Origin of the sequence: Phenylobacterium soli (genome assembly GCF_003254475.1) — a bacterium.
GTDB classification, from domain to species: Bacteria; Pseudomonadota; Alphaproteobacteria; order Caulobacterales; family Caulobacteraceae; genus Phenylobacterium; species Phenylobacterium soli.
The window spans coordinates 1,673,028-1,686,612 of record NZ_QFYQ01000001.1 but is presented as its reverse complement, the minus strand read 5'-3'; the positions used below and the strand labels follow the sequence as shown (position 1 = coordinate 1,686,612).

The following is a 13,585-nucleotide window of genomic DNA, read 5'->3' as shown; positions in this document are numbered from 1 at the left end:
CGCTGTTGACGAATAAACTAGGTTAAGTCTTGCCCCCCATTTCATGCAGCCGCCGCCTAAGCGCTGCCATCGAGCCGCTCGGCGATCCACCGCTCAGCGACCTGCACGTCAGGAAAAACCGGAGGCTGCGGCCCATCGAGAACGCCGAAGCCCTTCTCCAGGAACCAGTGTCCAGCCTGATCGCCGTGGATCTCCGAGAGCTGGACGAGCACGGCGACCAGCCATCCGTTCCTGAAGGCGAGAAGGCCCTGCCCCTCCTCGCCGGTCTGAACCAGCACAGGCTGCAGAGTCAGTCTCATGCACTCATGTCCGTGGCCCACCGCCCTAACGCGCGAGGCCCGAAAGTGAGTATGGCGCCTATAACATGGTTTAAGATGCGCCCCGATGAGTGAGATCCGGGTGCGCAATCCTGTCATCGCCAAGCTTCAGCACGCCACCGCGCTGAGGGCCGAAGACCGCGCCGTGCTCGAGGCCCTAACCGCGCAAGCCATCGAGCTCCCAGCCCACGCCGAGCTGGTGCGCGAGGGCGACTGCCCGCCCCATGTCCACGTGGTGCTTTCCGGCTTCGCCTGCCGCTACAAGACCCTGCCGGACGGCGGCCGCCAGATCATGGCCTGGCTGACCCCCGGCGACTTCTGCGACCTCCACGTCGCCGTCCTCGGGGCCATGGACCACGCGGTCGCGACCCTCAGCCCCTCGCGCCTGGCGCTCCTGCCGCGCAACGGCATGGAAGAGATCACCGACCGCCACCCGGCCCTGGCCCGCGCCTTCTGGTGGGCCACCCTGGTGGACGCGGCGATCCTGCGCGAGTGGCTGGTCAACCTCGGCCGCCGCCCGGGCGAGCAGCGGATAGCGCACCTGTTCTGCGAACTCCTCGCTCGCCTTCGCGCCACGGGCCTCGCCGAGGACGGCGAAATGGACTTCCCCCTGACCCAGGCCGACCTCGCCGACACCGTCGGCCTTTCCGCCGTCCACGTGAACCGCATCGTCCAGGACCTGCGCGAGGCGGGCCTCATCAAATGGCGGTCCGGGCGCCTCCGCATCCTCGACGTCGCAGGCCTCGAGTCGCTCGCCGGCTTCAACCCCAGCTACCTCCACCTCCTGCGCTGAGCGCTTCGAACCCGGACGAAGGTCACCTCGCCGTTAACCCCGCTCGTTCGGGGACGGTGAAGACTTGTCGACGATACTCGTCCTTCGAGGGACGGATCTCCCGCTTCTGGAGACCCGCATGATCAGACTGTCAGCCATTCTTTCGGGCGCGGGCGACTTTGCCGCGACCCACCCGTTCGTGAGCGCCTGGCTGGCGCTGACGACCGCCTACACCCTGTTCACCGTCGCCCACCGCGACGCCTGAAGCGGGCGCCTCAAGCCGGCAGGTCGGACAACCTCGCCGCGCAGTGTATTCGTTGATCCTCCTCAAGGCGGGCAGAGCGACGCCCCGCCATGAAGACCGGTATGCACCGGGTGTACGAGCTCCAGCTCGAAAACAAGGAGGGTCAGAAGCGCGTTCACGTCTACGCCTGCGACTCCACCGAGGAGGCGATGCAGAAGGCGCGGGAATTGCTCGATCGCGAGGACCTCGTGTCGGTCGAGGTGCGCGTCGACGGGACCTCTCTCTTTAGTGTGACGCGCTAGGCCTGAACCGGCGGGCGGCTGCGCTCGTTTCGCCTGCATGGTCTCCGACGCTTCCGATCCGCGAGATCCCCGCTTCGACGAGGTCCGGCGCTGCCTGGCCGAGGCCGACCGCGCCTTCGCCCGGGCCGGCGCGGTGACCGACGAGGACGAGCGCACCCGGCTGATCGAGGAGGCGGAGGCCTGGCTGATCCGCGCCGAGCGCCGCCTGACCCGGCTCGTCGACAAGCCCATGTCCCTCGCCCATCCCGACGTGGTCAGCGGCGAGCACCGCTCGTTCAGCGACACCCGCAAATCCTCGCGCTCGCTCGTCTGGCGCCGCCAGCCCAAGGCGTGAGGCACGCCTCTTCCGCGCCTCTTCCGCGCCTCTTCCCCGCCTCTTGCCCGCCTCTTCTCTGGCCACCGACGCCGCGGAACGGTACAGCCCAGCCATGCTCTTCCTGCTCTTCGGCGTCGCCGTCTGGGCCGGCGCCCAGAACGCCCTGGCCGGCGGCGGCTCCTTCGTGACCCTGCCGGCGCTGATCCTCTCCGGGCTCGACGCGCGGGCCGCCAACATCGCCTCGACCCTCGCCCTGTTCCCGGGCCAGGTCACCACCGGCTGGGTCGGCCGCAAGCTGGTCAGCGGCGTGGCGGGCCTGTCGTTCAAGGCGTTGGTGGCGATCAGCCTGGCGGGCGGGGCGGTGGGCGCTGTGCTGCTGCTGCTGACGCCCTCGTCCTTCTTCGCGCACTTGGTGCCCTGGCTCGTTCTCTTCGCCACCGGGCTCTTCGCCTACGGGAGCTTCTTCCGCAAACCCACCGAGCACGGCCCGCGGCTCAGCCGCGCCTCGGCCGGCGTCATCCAGTTCATGATCTCGGTCTACGGCGGCTACTTCGGCGGCGGCATCGGTTTCCTGATGCTGGCGGCGCTCACCGCGGCGGGACTGGCCGTGCGCCAGGCCGGCTCGACCAAGAACGTCCTGGCCTCGATCATGAACGCCGCGGCGGTGGCCATCTTCCTGTTCACCCCCGGCATCCCGTGGCTGCGGGTGGGTGTCGTCGCCGCCGGGGCGATGGCCGGCGGCTACCTCGGCGCGCTCGCCCTCAAACGGGTCGACGAGCGGATCATCCGCGGCTTCGTTGTGCTTCTCGGGATCGCCCTTACCATCGGCCTCTTCCTGCGCCAGAGAGGCTAGGGTGCGGGGCTAGAGTTCGGAGAGCGCCAGCCCATGACCGTCGTCGCGGCCTACGTCTACAAGGACGGCGAGCGCGTCCGCGAGGCCCAGCTCAGCGAGCAGGGCCTGGCGCTCGGGCCCGGCGAGTTCGTCTGGATCGGGCTCTGCGACCCGGACATGGAGGAGCTTCGTCTCCTCGCGACCCACTTCCACCTCCATCCGCTGGCGGTGGAGGACGCGCTCAACGCCCACCAGCTGCCCAAGGTCGAGGTCTATGGCGACGAGCTGTTCGTTGTCGCCCGCACCGCCGAGCTCGACGGCGACCACATCCACTATGGCGAGACGCACGTCTTCATGGGCGTCGCCTACATCGTCACCGTGCGCCACGGCTCGGCCCGCGCCCACACCGCCCTGCGCGCGCAGATGGAGGCCGCGCCGGCCCTGCTCCGCCACGGCCCCGACTATGTGCTCCACGCCGTGCTCGACTTCATCGTCGATGGCTACCAGCCCATCGTCCAGGAGATCGAGGAGGAGGTGCTGCAGATGGAGGCGCGCACCCTCGACGCCTTCCTCGCCCGGGCCGACATCCGCCGCATCTTCATGCTGCGCCGCCAGCTCGTCCGCTTCCGCCGCATCCTGGCGCCCATGGAGGAGATGGCGAGCCGGCTCGAGCATCTGGAGCTGCCGGCCATCGATCCCGAGGTGCGGCCTTACTTCCGCGACGTGGCCGACCACGTGCGCCGCACCTCCAGCCTGGTGGACGGCCTGCGCGACGTCCTCTCGCAGGTGTTCGAGGTCTCCAACCTCCTGGAGCAGCAGCGCCAGGGCGTCATCACCCGCAAGCTCGCGGCCTGGGCCGCGATCCTCGCCGTGCCCACCGCCATCGCTGGCATCTACGGCATGAACTTCGAGTTCATGCCCGAGCTCCACTGGCGCCTCGGCTACGCCTACGTGCTCGGCCTGATCGTCGTCCTCTGCGCCGTCCTCTTCTGGCGCTTCAGGAAATCCGACTGGCTGTAGGCGTCCGATGCTCCCCTTCAGGGGGAGCTGTCGCGAAGCGACTGAGGGGGTCGAAGCCCACGAGCGTCGCACGCCCTGCCTCCCGACCTCCTCCGGCCTGCAGCCACCTCCCCCTGTGGAAGAGGATCGTCTCTAAGGCTTGCGGAACTTCATCGCGAACTGGTCCGTCTTCCCGCGGATCGAGGGGTCGAAGACGTTGGCGGTGTGCGGATCGTCCTTGGCGCGCAGCAGGTCGGTCTCGCCGACGAATTTGAAGCCGGCCGCCTCGACCTCCTTCTTCACCTGCGCCGGGTCGATGCGGTGCAGCTTGTCGGGCGTGCCCTCCTCGGCCGGGCCGACATGGTCGACCACCACATAGGTCCCGCCGGGCTTCAGGGCGCGGAAGATCTCGGCGTTCAGCTTGGCCGCGTTGTCGGCGGGGAACGGCTTGAGGTGCAGGTCGTGGTAGTTCTGCACCGTCAGCACCAGGTCCACCCCGTCGGGCAGCTTCAGCTCGCCGAACGGCGCGGTGATCGGCGTCACGTTCGCATAGGCCCCCGCGACGGTCTTCTGCTCCTCGCCATAGGCGGCGCGGAACTTGATGAACTCGCTCGGCTGATAGGCCCAGACATGCCCCTTGGGCCCCACCGCCGCCGACAGGATGCGGGTGAAGTAGCCGCCGCCCATGATGAAATCGACGGCCTTGTCGCCGCTCTTCACCCCGGCCCAGGCCAGCAGTTCGCCGGGATGGCGCGCGGCGTCGCGCTTCACATCGGCCTCCGGCCGCGCCTTGTCGGCCAGGGCGGCCGTGATATTGGCCGGGACCTTCGGCGCGGCGGCGATCGCGCCGGCGCCGCCCAAGCCCAGTCCGCCGGTCGTCGCACCGATGGTCATCGCGGCGAGCGCCGCCGTCAGGTGTCTGCGGGTCATGGAAAGCCTCCCTCTTCGTCCTCTTGGAGGGAAGCCTAGCACCGCCTCGCGCCGCCTGCCGAGAGCCTCAGGCGCCCTCCAGGATCTCCCGCTTCCGCTGGTCGGTGAAAGCCCGCAGCTTTGCCATGTAGGCGAAGCGGCCGTAGTCGCGGCCCTGGGCGCTCATCTTGTCGAACCAGTCGTCCTCGCCGAGCATCTCGCCGAGCCGGGGCGCATTCCGGTGCAGCATCTGCACGTCGGTCTTCTTCGGCTCCAGGCTGCGCAGGATGCCGCGGTTGAAGTGGGCGTGCAGGGTCACCCGGTCGCTGGGCTCGGTGCGGTCGCCCTGCCAGTGCCAGACGCCGTGGGTGAAGAACACCACCGAGCCCTTGGGCATCTCGATGGGAACGCCGCCGTTGTGGCCCTCACCCTTCTTCGGCGCGCGCCGCAGCTTGTGGGTCCCAGGCACGATCCAGGTCGGGGCCGGACGCCACCGTCCAGTCCTCCAGCGCCCAGACCCCGACGCCGGTCAGGGCGAACTCCGGATAGGGCTCGGGCACGTGGGCGTAGTCGGTGTGGATCGGGATCGTCCCGGGCCCCGGCCCCCGCTTGATCGAGGAGAACGAGGCGATCACCGCCCCGCGCCCCAGCGAGGCGTCGACCAGGGTCATCAGCAGCGGGTTCTGGATCAGCTGCTCGAACTCGCGCCCGTGATAGAGCATCCAGTTGAGACCGCCGGTCTGGTGCGGCAGCAGCGCCCGCAGCGTCGCCTCGCGGACCTCGTCGGCGAACTCGGGCGAGATCGCCCGCTCCAGCACCGTGTAGCTCTCCTCCTCCATCTCGCGGATCTTGCTGGCGATGCCCAGGCGCCGGGCGCGGTGCGCCAGGTCGGGGTTCTCCACCGTGCGCCGGCCCATGTGGTCGTGCAGCAGGTCCAACATCTCGCCGACCGCCGGGTTGTCCAGCCGGCCCTTGGCCTTCACCGCGTCCTTGCCGAACAGCGCCTTCAGCTCGCGCAGCATGTGCTCGCGGCCGCCCGGCGCCAGCACGCCGACGTACTGGGCCGCGCTCAGCGCCGCCTGGTACTCGCCCTCCATGCGCAGGTCCGCGTCGGCCTTGAAGCCGCGGCCGACCGTCAGCCTCTCGCCGTCCCAGATCATGTGCCAGGCGGCGCGGTTGTCCGGCAGCCCAAGGTGCGGCGGGGCCTCGTCGAAGCCCTCGCTCAACGAGAACGGCCGCCCGGCCAGGGCGTCCTTGCGCCGCGCGACCTCGGCCTCGAGGAAGCGCCGCGCCTCGTCGATCCAGGCGTCGGACAGGTACTCGCAGTGATGCGGCAGCGTGATCATGGACGATCCTCCCGCCTCCACGCTCGCGATCTGCCGCGCGGGTCGCCGGAGGCTGTCAGGGTGGAAGTCTCCGCCCTTGACCCAAGGTCAAGCAACGCGCGCCGGCGGAATCCGAGCCCGCCGCCTCACCGGCCCGTCAGTTGGTGGACAGCCACTTGGTCACATAGGCGTGCGCCTGGCGCGCCAGGGTCGGCGGGCCGGAGAAATAGAATTCCGAGCCGAACAGGCGCTTCTTCTCGCGCCAGGTCAGTTCGCCCATGTCCTCGGTCTGCAGAACCGTGCGCAGCTTGGCGCGCTGGCGCTTCGATACGAACGCCACGTAGGTCGCTTCGGGCACGTCGCCCCCCCAATCCGGATGTCTAGCCTAAGGTGTGTGCCGCCCTCGGGCGCACAAAGCCAGAGCCGTTCGGAGCGGCGCAGATGACGGGATGACGCAGGCCCCACGCGGCTGTGGAAAAGCGGCTCCCCGACACCATGTTCCCCACTTTGGGTCTTGGAGGCGGGAATGCGCTGGATCAATCCGCCACGCCGTCAGATGTGCCAAGTACGCCTCATCCAAGAGCGTCGTTCGCACGTAGGGTGGTCAATCCATCATGGTGAATGGTAGCGCTTGAAGCCCCTGGGCGTTGCGGGAGACGACGTGGCCGACACCCTGACCCCACCCGACCGCATGGTGGAGCTCCGCGAGCGGGCGCTCATCCCGCTCAGCGGCGCCTTCATGCTGGATCAGGCGCGGACCGGGATCGCCGGCATGGACACCCGCGATTCGCTGCTGGTGCTGGCCATCAACCAGGCCAACATCGCCCCTCTGACGCGCGACCCGGAGGCGCGCCAGCGCTACGGCGGACTGGAATCGCCCGCCCCCGACGAGGAGCGGCGTCCGGTGTCGCTGAGCGCCATCGCCGCCAGCCTGAACCTGCCCTACGAAACGGTCCGCCGCCGCACCCGGCGCCTGGAGGAGCTGGGTGTTTGCGCCCTGACGCCCCAGGGCCCGATCGTGCCGGAGAGCTTCCTCGCCTCCCCCGCCTATCTGCAGTCCGTGGTCGTCGCCCACCTGCGGCTCCACCGCTTTTACCAGGACGTGCGCGCCGCCGGGCTGATGGAGCCGCTGCCGCCGTCGCGCTACCCGCCGGAGCCGACGGTGCCGATCCGCGCCTCGCTGCGGCTGATCTCCGACTACCTCCTGCGCACCACCGAGCTCCTGATGGGGCTCACCGGCGACGTGATCTCGGGCCTCGCCCTGTTCGGCCTGCTCAGCGCGGGCGACACCCTGCCGCCCCCGGTCAGCCTCACCGCCGTGCTGGCGCGCCGGATCGGCATGCCGCACGAGACCGTTCGCCGACATCTGGCCGAGCTCGCCAACCTCGGCTGGTGCGTGCGCGCCGGCCGCGGCTTCACCGTCAGCGAGGAGATCCTCGCCCGGCCCGAGATGAGGGCCCTGTTCCGCGACAACGCCATCAATCTCCAGCGCCTGTTCACCGCCCTCGCCGAGCGCGGCCTTATCGAAGCCTGGGAGCGGCTCGGCCTGCCCGGCCAGCCGTCGCCGGGCTGATGGACCGGAACCCGGAGCCGCCGCCATGTCCATGGATGGCCTGAAGGTATTCGGATCCAAGGCGTCCGTGGCCGACGCCCGGATCGTCAACCGCCTGGCGGTCCGCTACGTGCTCGACGTCATCGGCGTCGCGCGCGACGGCCGGCATCTGCTCGACACCCTGCTGATGGCCACCATCGTCCAGGCCAACGTCTCCTCGATCAGCCGCCGGGCCGACCTGCAGGTGGCGTTCGGCGCGGCCGACGAGGCGCCGCCGGACGAGTTGCGCCGCCCGGTCAGCATCAACGCCATCGCCAGCTCGCTCAACATGCCCTTCGAAACCGCCCGCCGGCGCATCAAGGGGCTGGTGGATCAGGGCCTGTGCCAGATCGTCGAGGGCGGGGTCATCGTCCCCACCGAGATCCTGGTCTCGCAGGAGTACCTGCAGAACGCCTTCAAGGCCTACGAGCGGCTGCGCGTCTTCTACTACGAGCTGCGCGACCTCGACCTCTTGACCCAGCTCCCCGGCCCCACCGTCGGCCTCGCCGCCGCCCAGGCGCCGGTCCGCGCCACCGCGCGCCTCGCCTCCGACTACGTGCTGCGGGTGATCGAGGCGCTGCTGCAGTCGATCGGCGACCTCGCCGAAGGCTTCGTCGTGCTGGCCATCTTCTGCGCCAACGTCGAGGGACTGTCCGACGACGTTCGCGGCGCCGACGGCGTCCAGGCGCGCGACTTCGTGGACGACGGCCTGCGCCGGCCGATCCGCATCAACGCCCTGGCCGAGCGCGTCGGCCTGCCGCCCGAGACCACGCGCCGCCACGTCATGAGCCTGGTGAACCGCGGCTTCGTGCGCCGCCTGCCCTCCGGCTTCGTCGTGCCGGCCGACGCCCTGGCCGGCGGCCAGCTCATCCAGTTCATGGTCGACAACCTGACCAACCTGCACCGTATGTTCGCCGGGCTCGCCCAGCTCGGGGTGCTGGAGGTCTGGGACCAGCTCAATCCGAGAACAGAGGCGGCCAGGCGAATTCCCCAAAATGGGTAATCGACGGAACGTCTTGCGAACATCTGCGAACCTGGAACATTAGGTACGCCCGCCCTGGGTGCATTCGACCTCGGCGCCCGCGGCAGTCCGTGGTCCGGCGCGGGCCGCGACCATAGCATTCGCAGGTGATCGCCGATCACCGATGAGGTCCTCAACGGCGCGACGCGCGCGCTTTTCGCGTATAGGGCGAAATAAATATGCGCCCAAAACGCCGGCGCCGCCCCGATTTGAGACGTTTTCTCCTCGAATCCCCTTGCAGAGAACGGCGTTTCGAACGATTGGGACGGCGGCTGGCCAATCTCCTTTTAGGCGAACTTTTTCACCCATGCGTTTCAAGATCTCGGGGTACGGCGCGGCGCTGCGCGAGCCGCTGGTGCTCTACCTCGTCGCCGGTTCGATCGAGGCGGCCTGCCTTGGCGGGCTGAACATGCTGGCGCAGATGCCGGAGTGCGAGCGGATCCAGATCACCGGGCCCGGGCATGTGGTGGAGATCGCCGCCCGCGTCCCGGCGCGGGCGACCCTGCCCGCCTGACGCAGGGGATTCTTCGCCCGGCTCCTCGATTTGAGTAGGGAACGCGGTTCCGCCGCTCCGCCCCCACCTCTACTCTCGATTGTTACGGCGCTCGCTTTCGCTCGCTGGGCGCCGCGCGGGGGGCTGCGACATGGCGGATGGAGAGGACGGCGAGGCGCACGCTGTGGACCGTCACGTGGGTCTGCAGATCCGGCTGCGGCGCAAGGCGCTTCAGGTCAGCCAGGAGCGCCTGGCGGAGGCGATCGGCGTCACCTTCCAGCAGGTCCAGAAATACGAGCGCGGGGCCAACCGGGTCAGCGCCTCGATGCTCTGGGACATCGCCCGGGTCCTGAAGACGCATCCGGCCGCCTTCTTCCCGGGCGAGCACGATGCGGAGCCCGCCGCCGCCGACCAGGTGCTGACCTCGGCCCGCGCCTTCCTGCTGACGCCCGAGGGCATCGATCTCGCCGACTGCTTCCCGCGCGTGCGGCGGCCGGGCGCGCGCCGGGCCGTGCTCGACCTCGTCCGCGCCTGCGTCCGCGACGGCGGTTAGGGCTTCAGCCCCGCCATGATCACGCCGATCAGCCGGCGGGCGCTCGCCTCCCAGCCCGGCTGGTCGTAGCCGAACGCCACCCCCATCAGCATCCGGTAGAGGTCCTGCGGCGAGATTTCGGGGCGGATGTCGCCGGCCGCCCGCGCCGCCTGCACCAGCCGCTCCATCGCCCCCGACAGCGCCGGCCCCGCCGAGGCATAGGCCTGCGCGCCCTCCTCGCCGCCGGCCTGCAGGGCCGGGGCGATCACCCGCTTGGTGGCCATGTAGTCGACCAGCAGGTGCAGCCAGGCCTCCAGCGCCGCCCCAGCTCCGCCCTTCGCCGACCGCTCGGCCAGCAGCCGCTCGGCCGAGGCCGAGAGCTGCTCCACTTCGCGCCGGTAGACCGCCGCCATCAGCGCGTCGCGCGTCGGGAAATGCCGGTAGAGCGTGCCGATGCCGACGCCGGCCCGCCGCGCGATCTCCTCCAGGGCCACGTCAGCGCCGTCCGCGCCGAACGCCGCCTTGGCCGCCTCCAGAAGCTGCTCGCGGTTGCGCAGGCTGTCCGCCCGCGGCTTGCGCGCCCTTTCGCTCACGTCACGACCCTGCACTTGCAAAACGGAGGCGACCTCCGTATTTATCCGGAGGCAACCTCCACTTCTTATAGCCGCAACCCCGGAGCCTGTCATGAGCGAGACCACCGCCGCGCCGCTTGGCGCCAAGTCGACCACCGACGACGTCCTCGCCGGCCGCGACCTCGCCGGCACGCGCATCCTCATCACCGGCGTCTCCGCCGGCCTCGGCGTCGAGACCGCCCGCGCCCTCGCCGCGCATGGGGCCGAGATCGTCGGCGCCGCCCGCGACCTCGACAAGGCCCGCGCCGCCACCGAAGCCGTCCGGCGCGATGCGAGGAACGGCGGGTCGCTGGAGCTGATCGCCCTCGACCTCGCCGACCTGACGAGCGTCCGCGCCTGCGCCGACGCCCTGCTGGCCGACGGCCGGCCGTTCGACGTCGTCATCTGCAACGCCGGCGTCATGGCCACGCCGTTCGGCAAGACCGCCGACGGCTTCGAGACCCAGTTCGGCACCAATCACCTCGGCCACTTCGTGTTCGTCAACCGCATCGCCCCGCTGATCCGCGCGGGGGGGCGCGTCGTCAGCCTGGCCTCCGCCGGGCACCGCTTCTCAGACGTCAACCTCGAGGATCCGGGCTTCGAGCGCACCCCTTACGAGCCCTTCGCCGCCTACGGCCGGGCCAAGACCGCCAATGTCCTCTTCGCCGTCGAATTCGACCGCCGCCACAAGGGCCACGGCGTGCGCGCCACGGCCATCCACCCGGGCGGCATCCAGACCGAGCTCGGCCGCCACATGACCGACGAGCTGCGCGCGCAGATGCTGGCCAACGTCACCGCCGCCCAGGCCGCCAGCGGCGGCGCCTTCGAGTGGAAGACCGTGCCCCAGGGCGCGGCGACCTCGGTCTGGGCCGCCGTCGTGGCCCCGGCCGACGTCGTCGGCGGCCACTACTGCGAGGACTGCCACGTGGCGGAGGTGGTCGACAATGTCTCGGCCGGCCGCGACGGCGTGCGCGCCTATGCCGTCGATCCGGACCGCGCCAAGGCCCTCTGGGCGCTCAGCGAAAAGATGGTCGGCGAGACCTTCTAGCGGCCAAACCGCCCGCCCCTACACGCCCGCCTTCGCCAGGTTGGGCTTCGGGATGGACGCCGTGAACGGGCCCTTGTCCTTCGCCCGCTCGCGGCCGAACTCGGCCCAGGCCGCGGCGAAGGCTAAAGGCGTCCCGGGGGGCGTTCCGGGTGCTGCGGCCGCCTGCACGATCTTGACCTCACGCGCTGCGAGGGCCGTCGAGAGCGCCGCCCACAGGTCGAGGTTGTCGGCCGGCGCCTCGCCGCCCGCCTGCGCCGCCGCCATGCGCGCCGGAAACCCGGCGACAATCGCGTCGCTGGTCGTCAGCACGACCGACCGCCCCGCCGGCAGGTCCTTGAGCGCCGCCAGCAGCGCCAGCAGCGCGCCGCGCTCGGCGTCCAGCCGCCGCTCGCCGCCTGCGAAGCCGCTCACCCCGGCCTCGTCGGCCCGCACCACGGCCCAGCCCGCGACGCGGAACGCCGCATGGTGCGAAACCCCCAGCCAGATGCGGACCGGCTCGGCCACGGGATCCTCCTGGGCCACCCCTATTCCGGCACCTGCGGCCGCCGCTCCCGGTACCAGACGAGTTGCTCGCTGGTCGCCAGCAGCTTGCCGTCGCGCCGCCAGTAGCTGGAGCGCTCGTCCGAGGCGCCGCCGCCGCCCACCCGGCCCTCGCACTCGATGAGGATGTAGTCGTCGCCGGCCGCCGCGATCTCGGCCGCCGTGGCGTGCAGATAGACCGTCAGCGACAGGGTCGTGGTCATCACGCCGGAGCCCAGGGCGTAGAACGCCCGCGGCGGCGAATTGTCGGTCACCATGCCGATCAGCGCCTTGTCCCAGGGCGCGATCCGCGGCCGCACCCAGGCCAGGGAGAACGAATCCCCGCCCGGCGGGATCGGGAAGCTCTCCGTCGTCCGCCGCTCGAAGGCCTGGGCGCCGAAGTGGCGCCGCCCACCAGGGCTCTCCGGCGCCGGCAGGGTCTCCGGGTCGGCCAGAAGCGGCATCTCGGCGAAGGCGAAGTCCGGCGTCGGCGGGCGCCGCGCCAGGGTGGCCACCGCATGCACGCTCACCTCGTCCGAGCCGGCCGGGCCGATGTCCACCTGCCACACGCCCACCGAGCCGCCCTGCCGCATGCGCCGCGTGCGCACCGAAAGCTCGCCCACCGGCAGCCGGTCCACATAGGTCAGGGTCAGGCACACCGGCTCGCCCACCGCCTCGGCTTCGGCCTCCAGCACCCGCACCGTCAGCCCGATCGGATAGCCGCCCCAAAGGCCCCCGCCCGGGTTCTCCCACTCCGGCCCGGCCGTGGTGATCCAGCGCCCCGGCCCCTCGGCCCGAAGCGGCATCGCATGCGAAATCGTCGTCTCCATGCGGCGCTCTCTAGCCGCTCGCCGCAAGGTAACGGAAGAGGCGCTCGACAGCCCAGCTTGCCGCAGGCACTGTCGCCGGATGCAACCCCTGCGCACATCAGCCGCGACGCTCGCGCTCATGCTCGTCGCCGGCCAAGCCCATGCGGGGGACCTGCGCACCGCCATCAACGTCCAACTCGTCGGCGTGCCCGCCAGTCGCGAAGAGACACCCAAGCCCGGCACGGCCGCCGCTCTCTACCCCGAAGCGGCCCGCAGGGCCGGCGTCGAAGGCTCGGCCGTCGTCCGCTGCGACGCCCTGCAGAGCGGCGATTTCGCCAACTGCGATCTCGTGGAAGAGAGCCCCGCCGGCCAGGGATTCGGCGCGGCGGCCCTCGCCCTGACGCCCCGCCTCGCCCAGGCCCCGCTCGGCAAGGACGCGGCCAAAGACGCCGTGATCCCGTTCGTCTTCAGCCTCAAGGAGACTGACGCCGGCCGCCTGCGCCCGAAGCAGGATGACTGGGCCTACCGCGCTGTCGGCACGCGGCTCAGCGACCACTATCCCGCGGCCGCCGCCAACGCGCCGCTGGAAGGCTATGTGGTGGCCGACTGCGACGTCGCGGCCAACGGCGCCCTGACCGGCTGCCGCAGCATCGTCAGCACGCCCTACGGCTGGGGCTTCAGGGAAAGCGCCCTCGCGGTGATCTCCAGCTGGCGGCTGAAGCCGGTGCTGAGCGATGGCCGCCCGATCCCGGCCGGCGCCCGCATCCGCATTCCGTTCCACTTCCGCATTGCGTGGCGCTAGGCGCCTCACTTGGCCGCTGCAGGTTCCTTGCCCTTGGCAGTCCTGTTCGCCGGGCCCGGTACCGAGCGCCGTCAAGCGCGGGGGCCGCCCCCTCCCGCCCCGGTTGCGCCGCTCGCCCGAGCGGTTACCTTCGGCCGGTTCGG

General features: G+C 70.6%; 20 protein-coding genes. 12 read left to right on the top strand and 8 right to left on the bottom strand.

Annotated elements, in window-relative coordinates; translation table 11 throughout:
• Positions 1–56: 56 nt before the first annotated feature.
• A complete protein-coding gene (locus DJ017_RS08390) occupies positions 57–299 on the bottom strand; it encodes a hypothetical protein (RefSeq protein WP_111528289.1) in 243 nt (80 codons plus the stop codon).
• Positions 300–384: 85 nt separating this feature from the next.
• On the opposite strand from DJ017_RS08390, the gene DJ017_RS08385 reads away from it, so the two are divergent.
• The 6 genes from DJ017_RS08385 (at position 385) to DJ017_RS08365 (ending at position 3,803) form a co-directional block, all read left to right on the top strand.
• Positions 385–1,110, top strand: coding sequence for a Crp/Fnr family transcriptional regulator (locus DJ017_RS08385; RefSeq protein ID WP_111528288.1), 726 nt, complete (start codon positions 385–387; stop codon positions 1,108–1,110).
• A 118-nt stretch (positions 1,111–1,228) separates the two neighbouring features.
• The gene (locus DJ017_RS20950; RefSeq protein ID WP_264371487.1) at positions 1,229–1,354 is read left to right on the top strand and encodes a hypothetical protein; all 126 of its coding nucleotides are present in this window, start codon (positions 1,229–1,231) and stop codon (positions 1,352–1,354) included.
• Between the two features lie 89 nt (positions 1,355–1,443).
• Positions 1,444–1,635, top strand: a complete 192-nt coding sequence (locus DJ017_RS08380; protein WP_133255417.1) for a hypothetical protein — start codon at positions 1,444–1,446, stop codon at positions 1,633–1,635.
• 37 nt (positions 1,636–1,672) lie between these two features.
• A complete protein-coding gene (locus DJ017_RS08375) occupies positions 1,673–1,969 on the top strand; it encodes a hypothetical protein (protein WP_111528286.1) in 297 nt (98 codons plus the stop codon).
• A gap of 94 nt (positions 1,970–2,063) precedes the next feature.
• Entirely contained in the window at positions 2,064–2,804 is a 741-nt protein-coding gene (locus tag DJ017_RS08370; RefSeq protein ID WP_111528285.1) for a sulfite exporter TauE/SafE family protein, read from the top strand.
• Between the two features lie 33 nt (positions 2,805–2,837).
• Complete coding sequence (locus tag DJ017_RS08365; RefSeq protein ID WP_111528284.1) at positions 2,838–3,803, top strand: magnesium and cobalt transport protein CorA; 966 nt, start codon at positions 2,838–2,840, stop codon at positions 3,801–3,803.
• 132 nt (positions 3,804–3,935) lie between these two features.
• Here DJ017_RS08365 and DJ017_RS08360 read toward each other — a convergent pair whose 3' ends face one another.
• The 4 genes from DJ017_RS08360 to DJ017_RS08345 form a co-directional block, all read right to left on the bottom strand.
• The gene (locus DJ017_RS08360; RefSeq protein ID WP_111528283.1) at positions 3,936–4,712 is read right to left on the bottom strand and encodes a class I SAM-dependent methyltransferase; all 777 of its coding nucleotides are present in this window, start codon (positions 4,710–4,712) and stop codon (positions 3,936–3,938) included.
• A 67-nt stretch (positions 4,713–4,779) separates the two neighbouring features.
• Positions 4,780–5,160 (bottom strand): phytanoyl-CoA dioxygenase family protein, encoded by a 381-nt coding sequence (locus tag DJ017_RS08355; RefSeq protein WP_165830572.1) that lies wholly within the window; start codon positions 5,158–5,160, stop codon positions 4,780–4,782.
• Entirely contained in the window at positions 5,117–6,037 is a 921-nt protein-coding gene (locus DJ017_RS08350) for a hypothetical protein (RefSeq protein WP_111528281.1), read from the bottom strand. Before DJ017_RS08350 ends, DJ017_RS08355 begins: the two co-directional genes overlap by 44 nt.
• Before the next feature lie 136 nt (positions 6,038–6,173).
• The gene (locus DJ017_RS08345) at positions 6,174–6,374 is read right to left on the bottom strand and encodes a hypothetical protein (RefSeq protein WP_111528280.1); all 201 of its coding nucleotides are present in this window, start codon (positions 6,372–6,374) and stop codon (positions 6,174–6,176) included.
• Positions 6,375–6,677: 303 nt separating this feature from the next.
• On the opposite strand from DJ017_RS08345, the gene DJ017_RS08340 reads away from it, so the two are divergent.
• From DJ017_RS08340 to DJ017_RS08325, 4 genes are all read left to right on the top strand, one after another.
• A complete protein-coding gene (locus DJ017_RS08340; RefSeq protein ID WP_111528279.1) occupies positions 6,678–7,589 on the top strand; it encodes a helix-turn-helix domain-containing protein in 912 nt (303 codons plus the stop codon).
• Between the two features lie 25 nt (positions 7,590–7,614).
• Complete coding sequence (locus DJ017_RS08335) at positions 7,615–8,610, top strand: helix-turn-helix domain-containing protein (RefSeq protein ID WP_111528278.1); 996 nt, start codon at positions 7,615–7,617, stop codon at positions 8,608–8,610.
• Between the two features lie 325 nt (positions 8,611–8,935).
• On the top strand, positions 8,936–9,142 hold the full coding sequence (locus DJ017_RS08330; protein ID WP_111528277.1) for a hypothetical protein: 207 nt from the start codon (positions 8,936–8,938) through the stop codon (positions 9,140–9,142).
• A 130-nt stretch (positions 9,143–9,272) separates the two neighbouring features.
• Positions 9,273–9,674, top strand: a complete 402-nt coding sequence (locus DJ017_RS08325; protein ID WP_111528276.1) for a helix-turn-helix domain-containing protein — start codon at positions 9,273–9,275, stop codon at positions 9,672–9,674.
• Here the strand turns inward: DJ017_RS08325 and DJ017_RS08320 are convergent.
• Positions 9,671–10,246 (bottom strand): TetR/AcrR family transcriptional regulator, encoded by a 576-nt coding sequence (locus tag DJ017_RS08320; RefSeq protein ID WP_227000075.1) that lies wholly within the window; start codon positions 10,244–10,246, stop codon positions 9,671–9,673. The two genes, DJ017_RS08325 and DJ017_RS08320, sit on opposite strands and share 4 nt — an antisense overlap.
• Positions 10,247–10,337: 91 nt before the next feature.
• Between DJ017_RS08320 and DJ017_RS08315 the strand changes: the two genes are divergently transcribed.
• Positions 10,338–11,312 carry an SDR family NAD(P)-dependent oxidoreductase gene (locus DJ017_RS08315; RefSeq protein ID WP_111528274.1) on the top strand — a complete coding sequence of 325 codons (975 nt, stop codon included), beginning with the start codon at positions 10,338–10,340 and terminating at the stop codon, positions 11,310–11,312.
• A gap of 18 nt (positions 11,313–11,330) precedes the next feature.
• Here DJ017_RS08315 and DJ017_RS08310 read toward each other — a convergent pair whose 3' ends face one another.
• Together DJ017_RS08310 and DJ017_RS08305 are read right to left on the bottom strand one after the other, a co-directional pair.
• A complete protein-coding gene (locus tag DJ017_RS08310) occupies positions 11,331–11,816 on the bottom strand; it encodes a ribonuclease H (protein ID WP_133255416.1) in 486 nt (161 codons plus the stop codon).
• A gap of 20 nt (positions 11,817–11,836) precedes the next feature.
• Positions 11,837–12,661, bottom strand: a complete 825-nt coding sequence (locus DJ017_RS08305) for a thioesterase family protein (protein WP_165830571.1) — start codon at positions 12,659–12,661, stop codon at positions 11,837–11,839.
• 79 nt (positions 12,662–12,740) lie between these two features.
• Between DJ017_RS08305 and DJ017_RS20070 the strand changes: the two genes are divergently transcribed.
• A complete protein-coding gene (locus tag DJ017_RS20070) occupies positions 12,741–13,442 on the top strand; it encodes an energy transducer TonB (protein WP_227000074.1) in 702 nt (233 codons plus the stop codon).
• Positions 13,443–13,585: the final 143 nt, after the last annotated feature.

What these genes read in the sequence shown, in the direction of transcription:
- DJ017_RS08390 (WP_111528289.1), bottom strand. Translation starts at nt 299, where the DNA reads ATGAGACTGACTCTGCAGCCTGTGCTGGTTCAGACCGGCGAGGAGGGG.
- DJ017_RS08385 (WP_111528288.1), top strand. Translation starts at nt 385, where the DNA reads ATGAGTGAGATCCGGGTGCGCAATCCTGTCATCGCCAAGCTTCAGCAC.
- DJ017_RS20950 (WP_264371487.1), top strand. Translation starts at nt 1,229, where the DNA reads ATGATCAGACTGTCAGCCATTCTTTCGGGCGCGGGCGACTTTGCCGCG.
- DJ017_RS08380 (WP_133255417.1), top strand. Translation starts at nt 1,444, where the DNA reads ATGAAGACCGGTATGCACCGGGTGTACGAGCTCCAGCTCGAAAACAAG.
- DJ017_RS08375 (WP_111528286.1), top strand. Translation starts at nt 1,673, where the DNA reads ATGGTCTCCGACGCTTCCGATCCGCGAGATCCCCGCTTCGACGAGGTC.
- DJ017_RS08370 (WP_111528285.1), top strand. Translation starts at nt 2,064, where the DNA reads ATGCTCTTCCTGCTCTTCGGCGTCGCCGTCTGGGCCGGCGCCCAGAAC.
- DJ017_RS08365 (WP_111528284.1), top strand. Translation starts at nt 2,838, where the DNA reads ATGACCGTCGTCGCGGCCTACGTCTACAAGGACGGCGAGCGCGTCCGC.
- DJ017_RS08360 (WP_111528283.1), bottom strand. Translation starts at nt 4,712, where the DNA reads ATGACCCGCAGACACCTGACGGCGGCGCTCGCCGCGATGACCATCGGT.
- DJ017_RS08350 (WP_111528281.1), bottom strand. Translation starts at nt 6,037, where the DNA reads ATGATCACGCTGCCGCATCACTGCGAGTACCTGTCCGACGCCTGGATC.
- DJ017_RS08335 (WP_111528278.1), top strand. Translation starts at nt 7,615, where the DNA reads ATGTCCATGGATGGCCTGAAGGTATTCGGATCCAAGGCGTCCGTGGCC.
- DJ017_RS08330 (WP_111528277.1), top strand. Translation starts at nt 8,936, where the DNA reads ATGCGTTTCAAGATCTCGGGGTACGGCGCGGCGCTGCGCGAGCCGCTG.
- DJ017_RS08325 (WP_111528276.1), top strand. Translation starts at nt 9,273, where the DNA reads ATGGCGGATGGAGAGGACGGCGAGGCGCACGCTGTGGACCGTCACGTG.
- DJ017_RS08315 (WP_111528274.1), top strand. Translation starts at nt 10,338, where the DNA reads ATGAGCGAGACCACCGCCGCGCCGCTTGGCGCCAAGTCGACCACCGAC.
- DJ017_RS08305 (WP_165830571.1), bottom strand. Translation starts at nt 12,661, where the DNA reads ATGGAGACGACGATTTCGCATGCGATGCCGCTTCGGGCCGAGGGGCCG.
- DJ017_RS20070 (WP_227000074.1), top strand. Translation starts at nt 12,741, where the DNA reads ATGCAACCCCTGCGCACATCAGCCGCGACGCTCGCGCTCATGCTCGTC.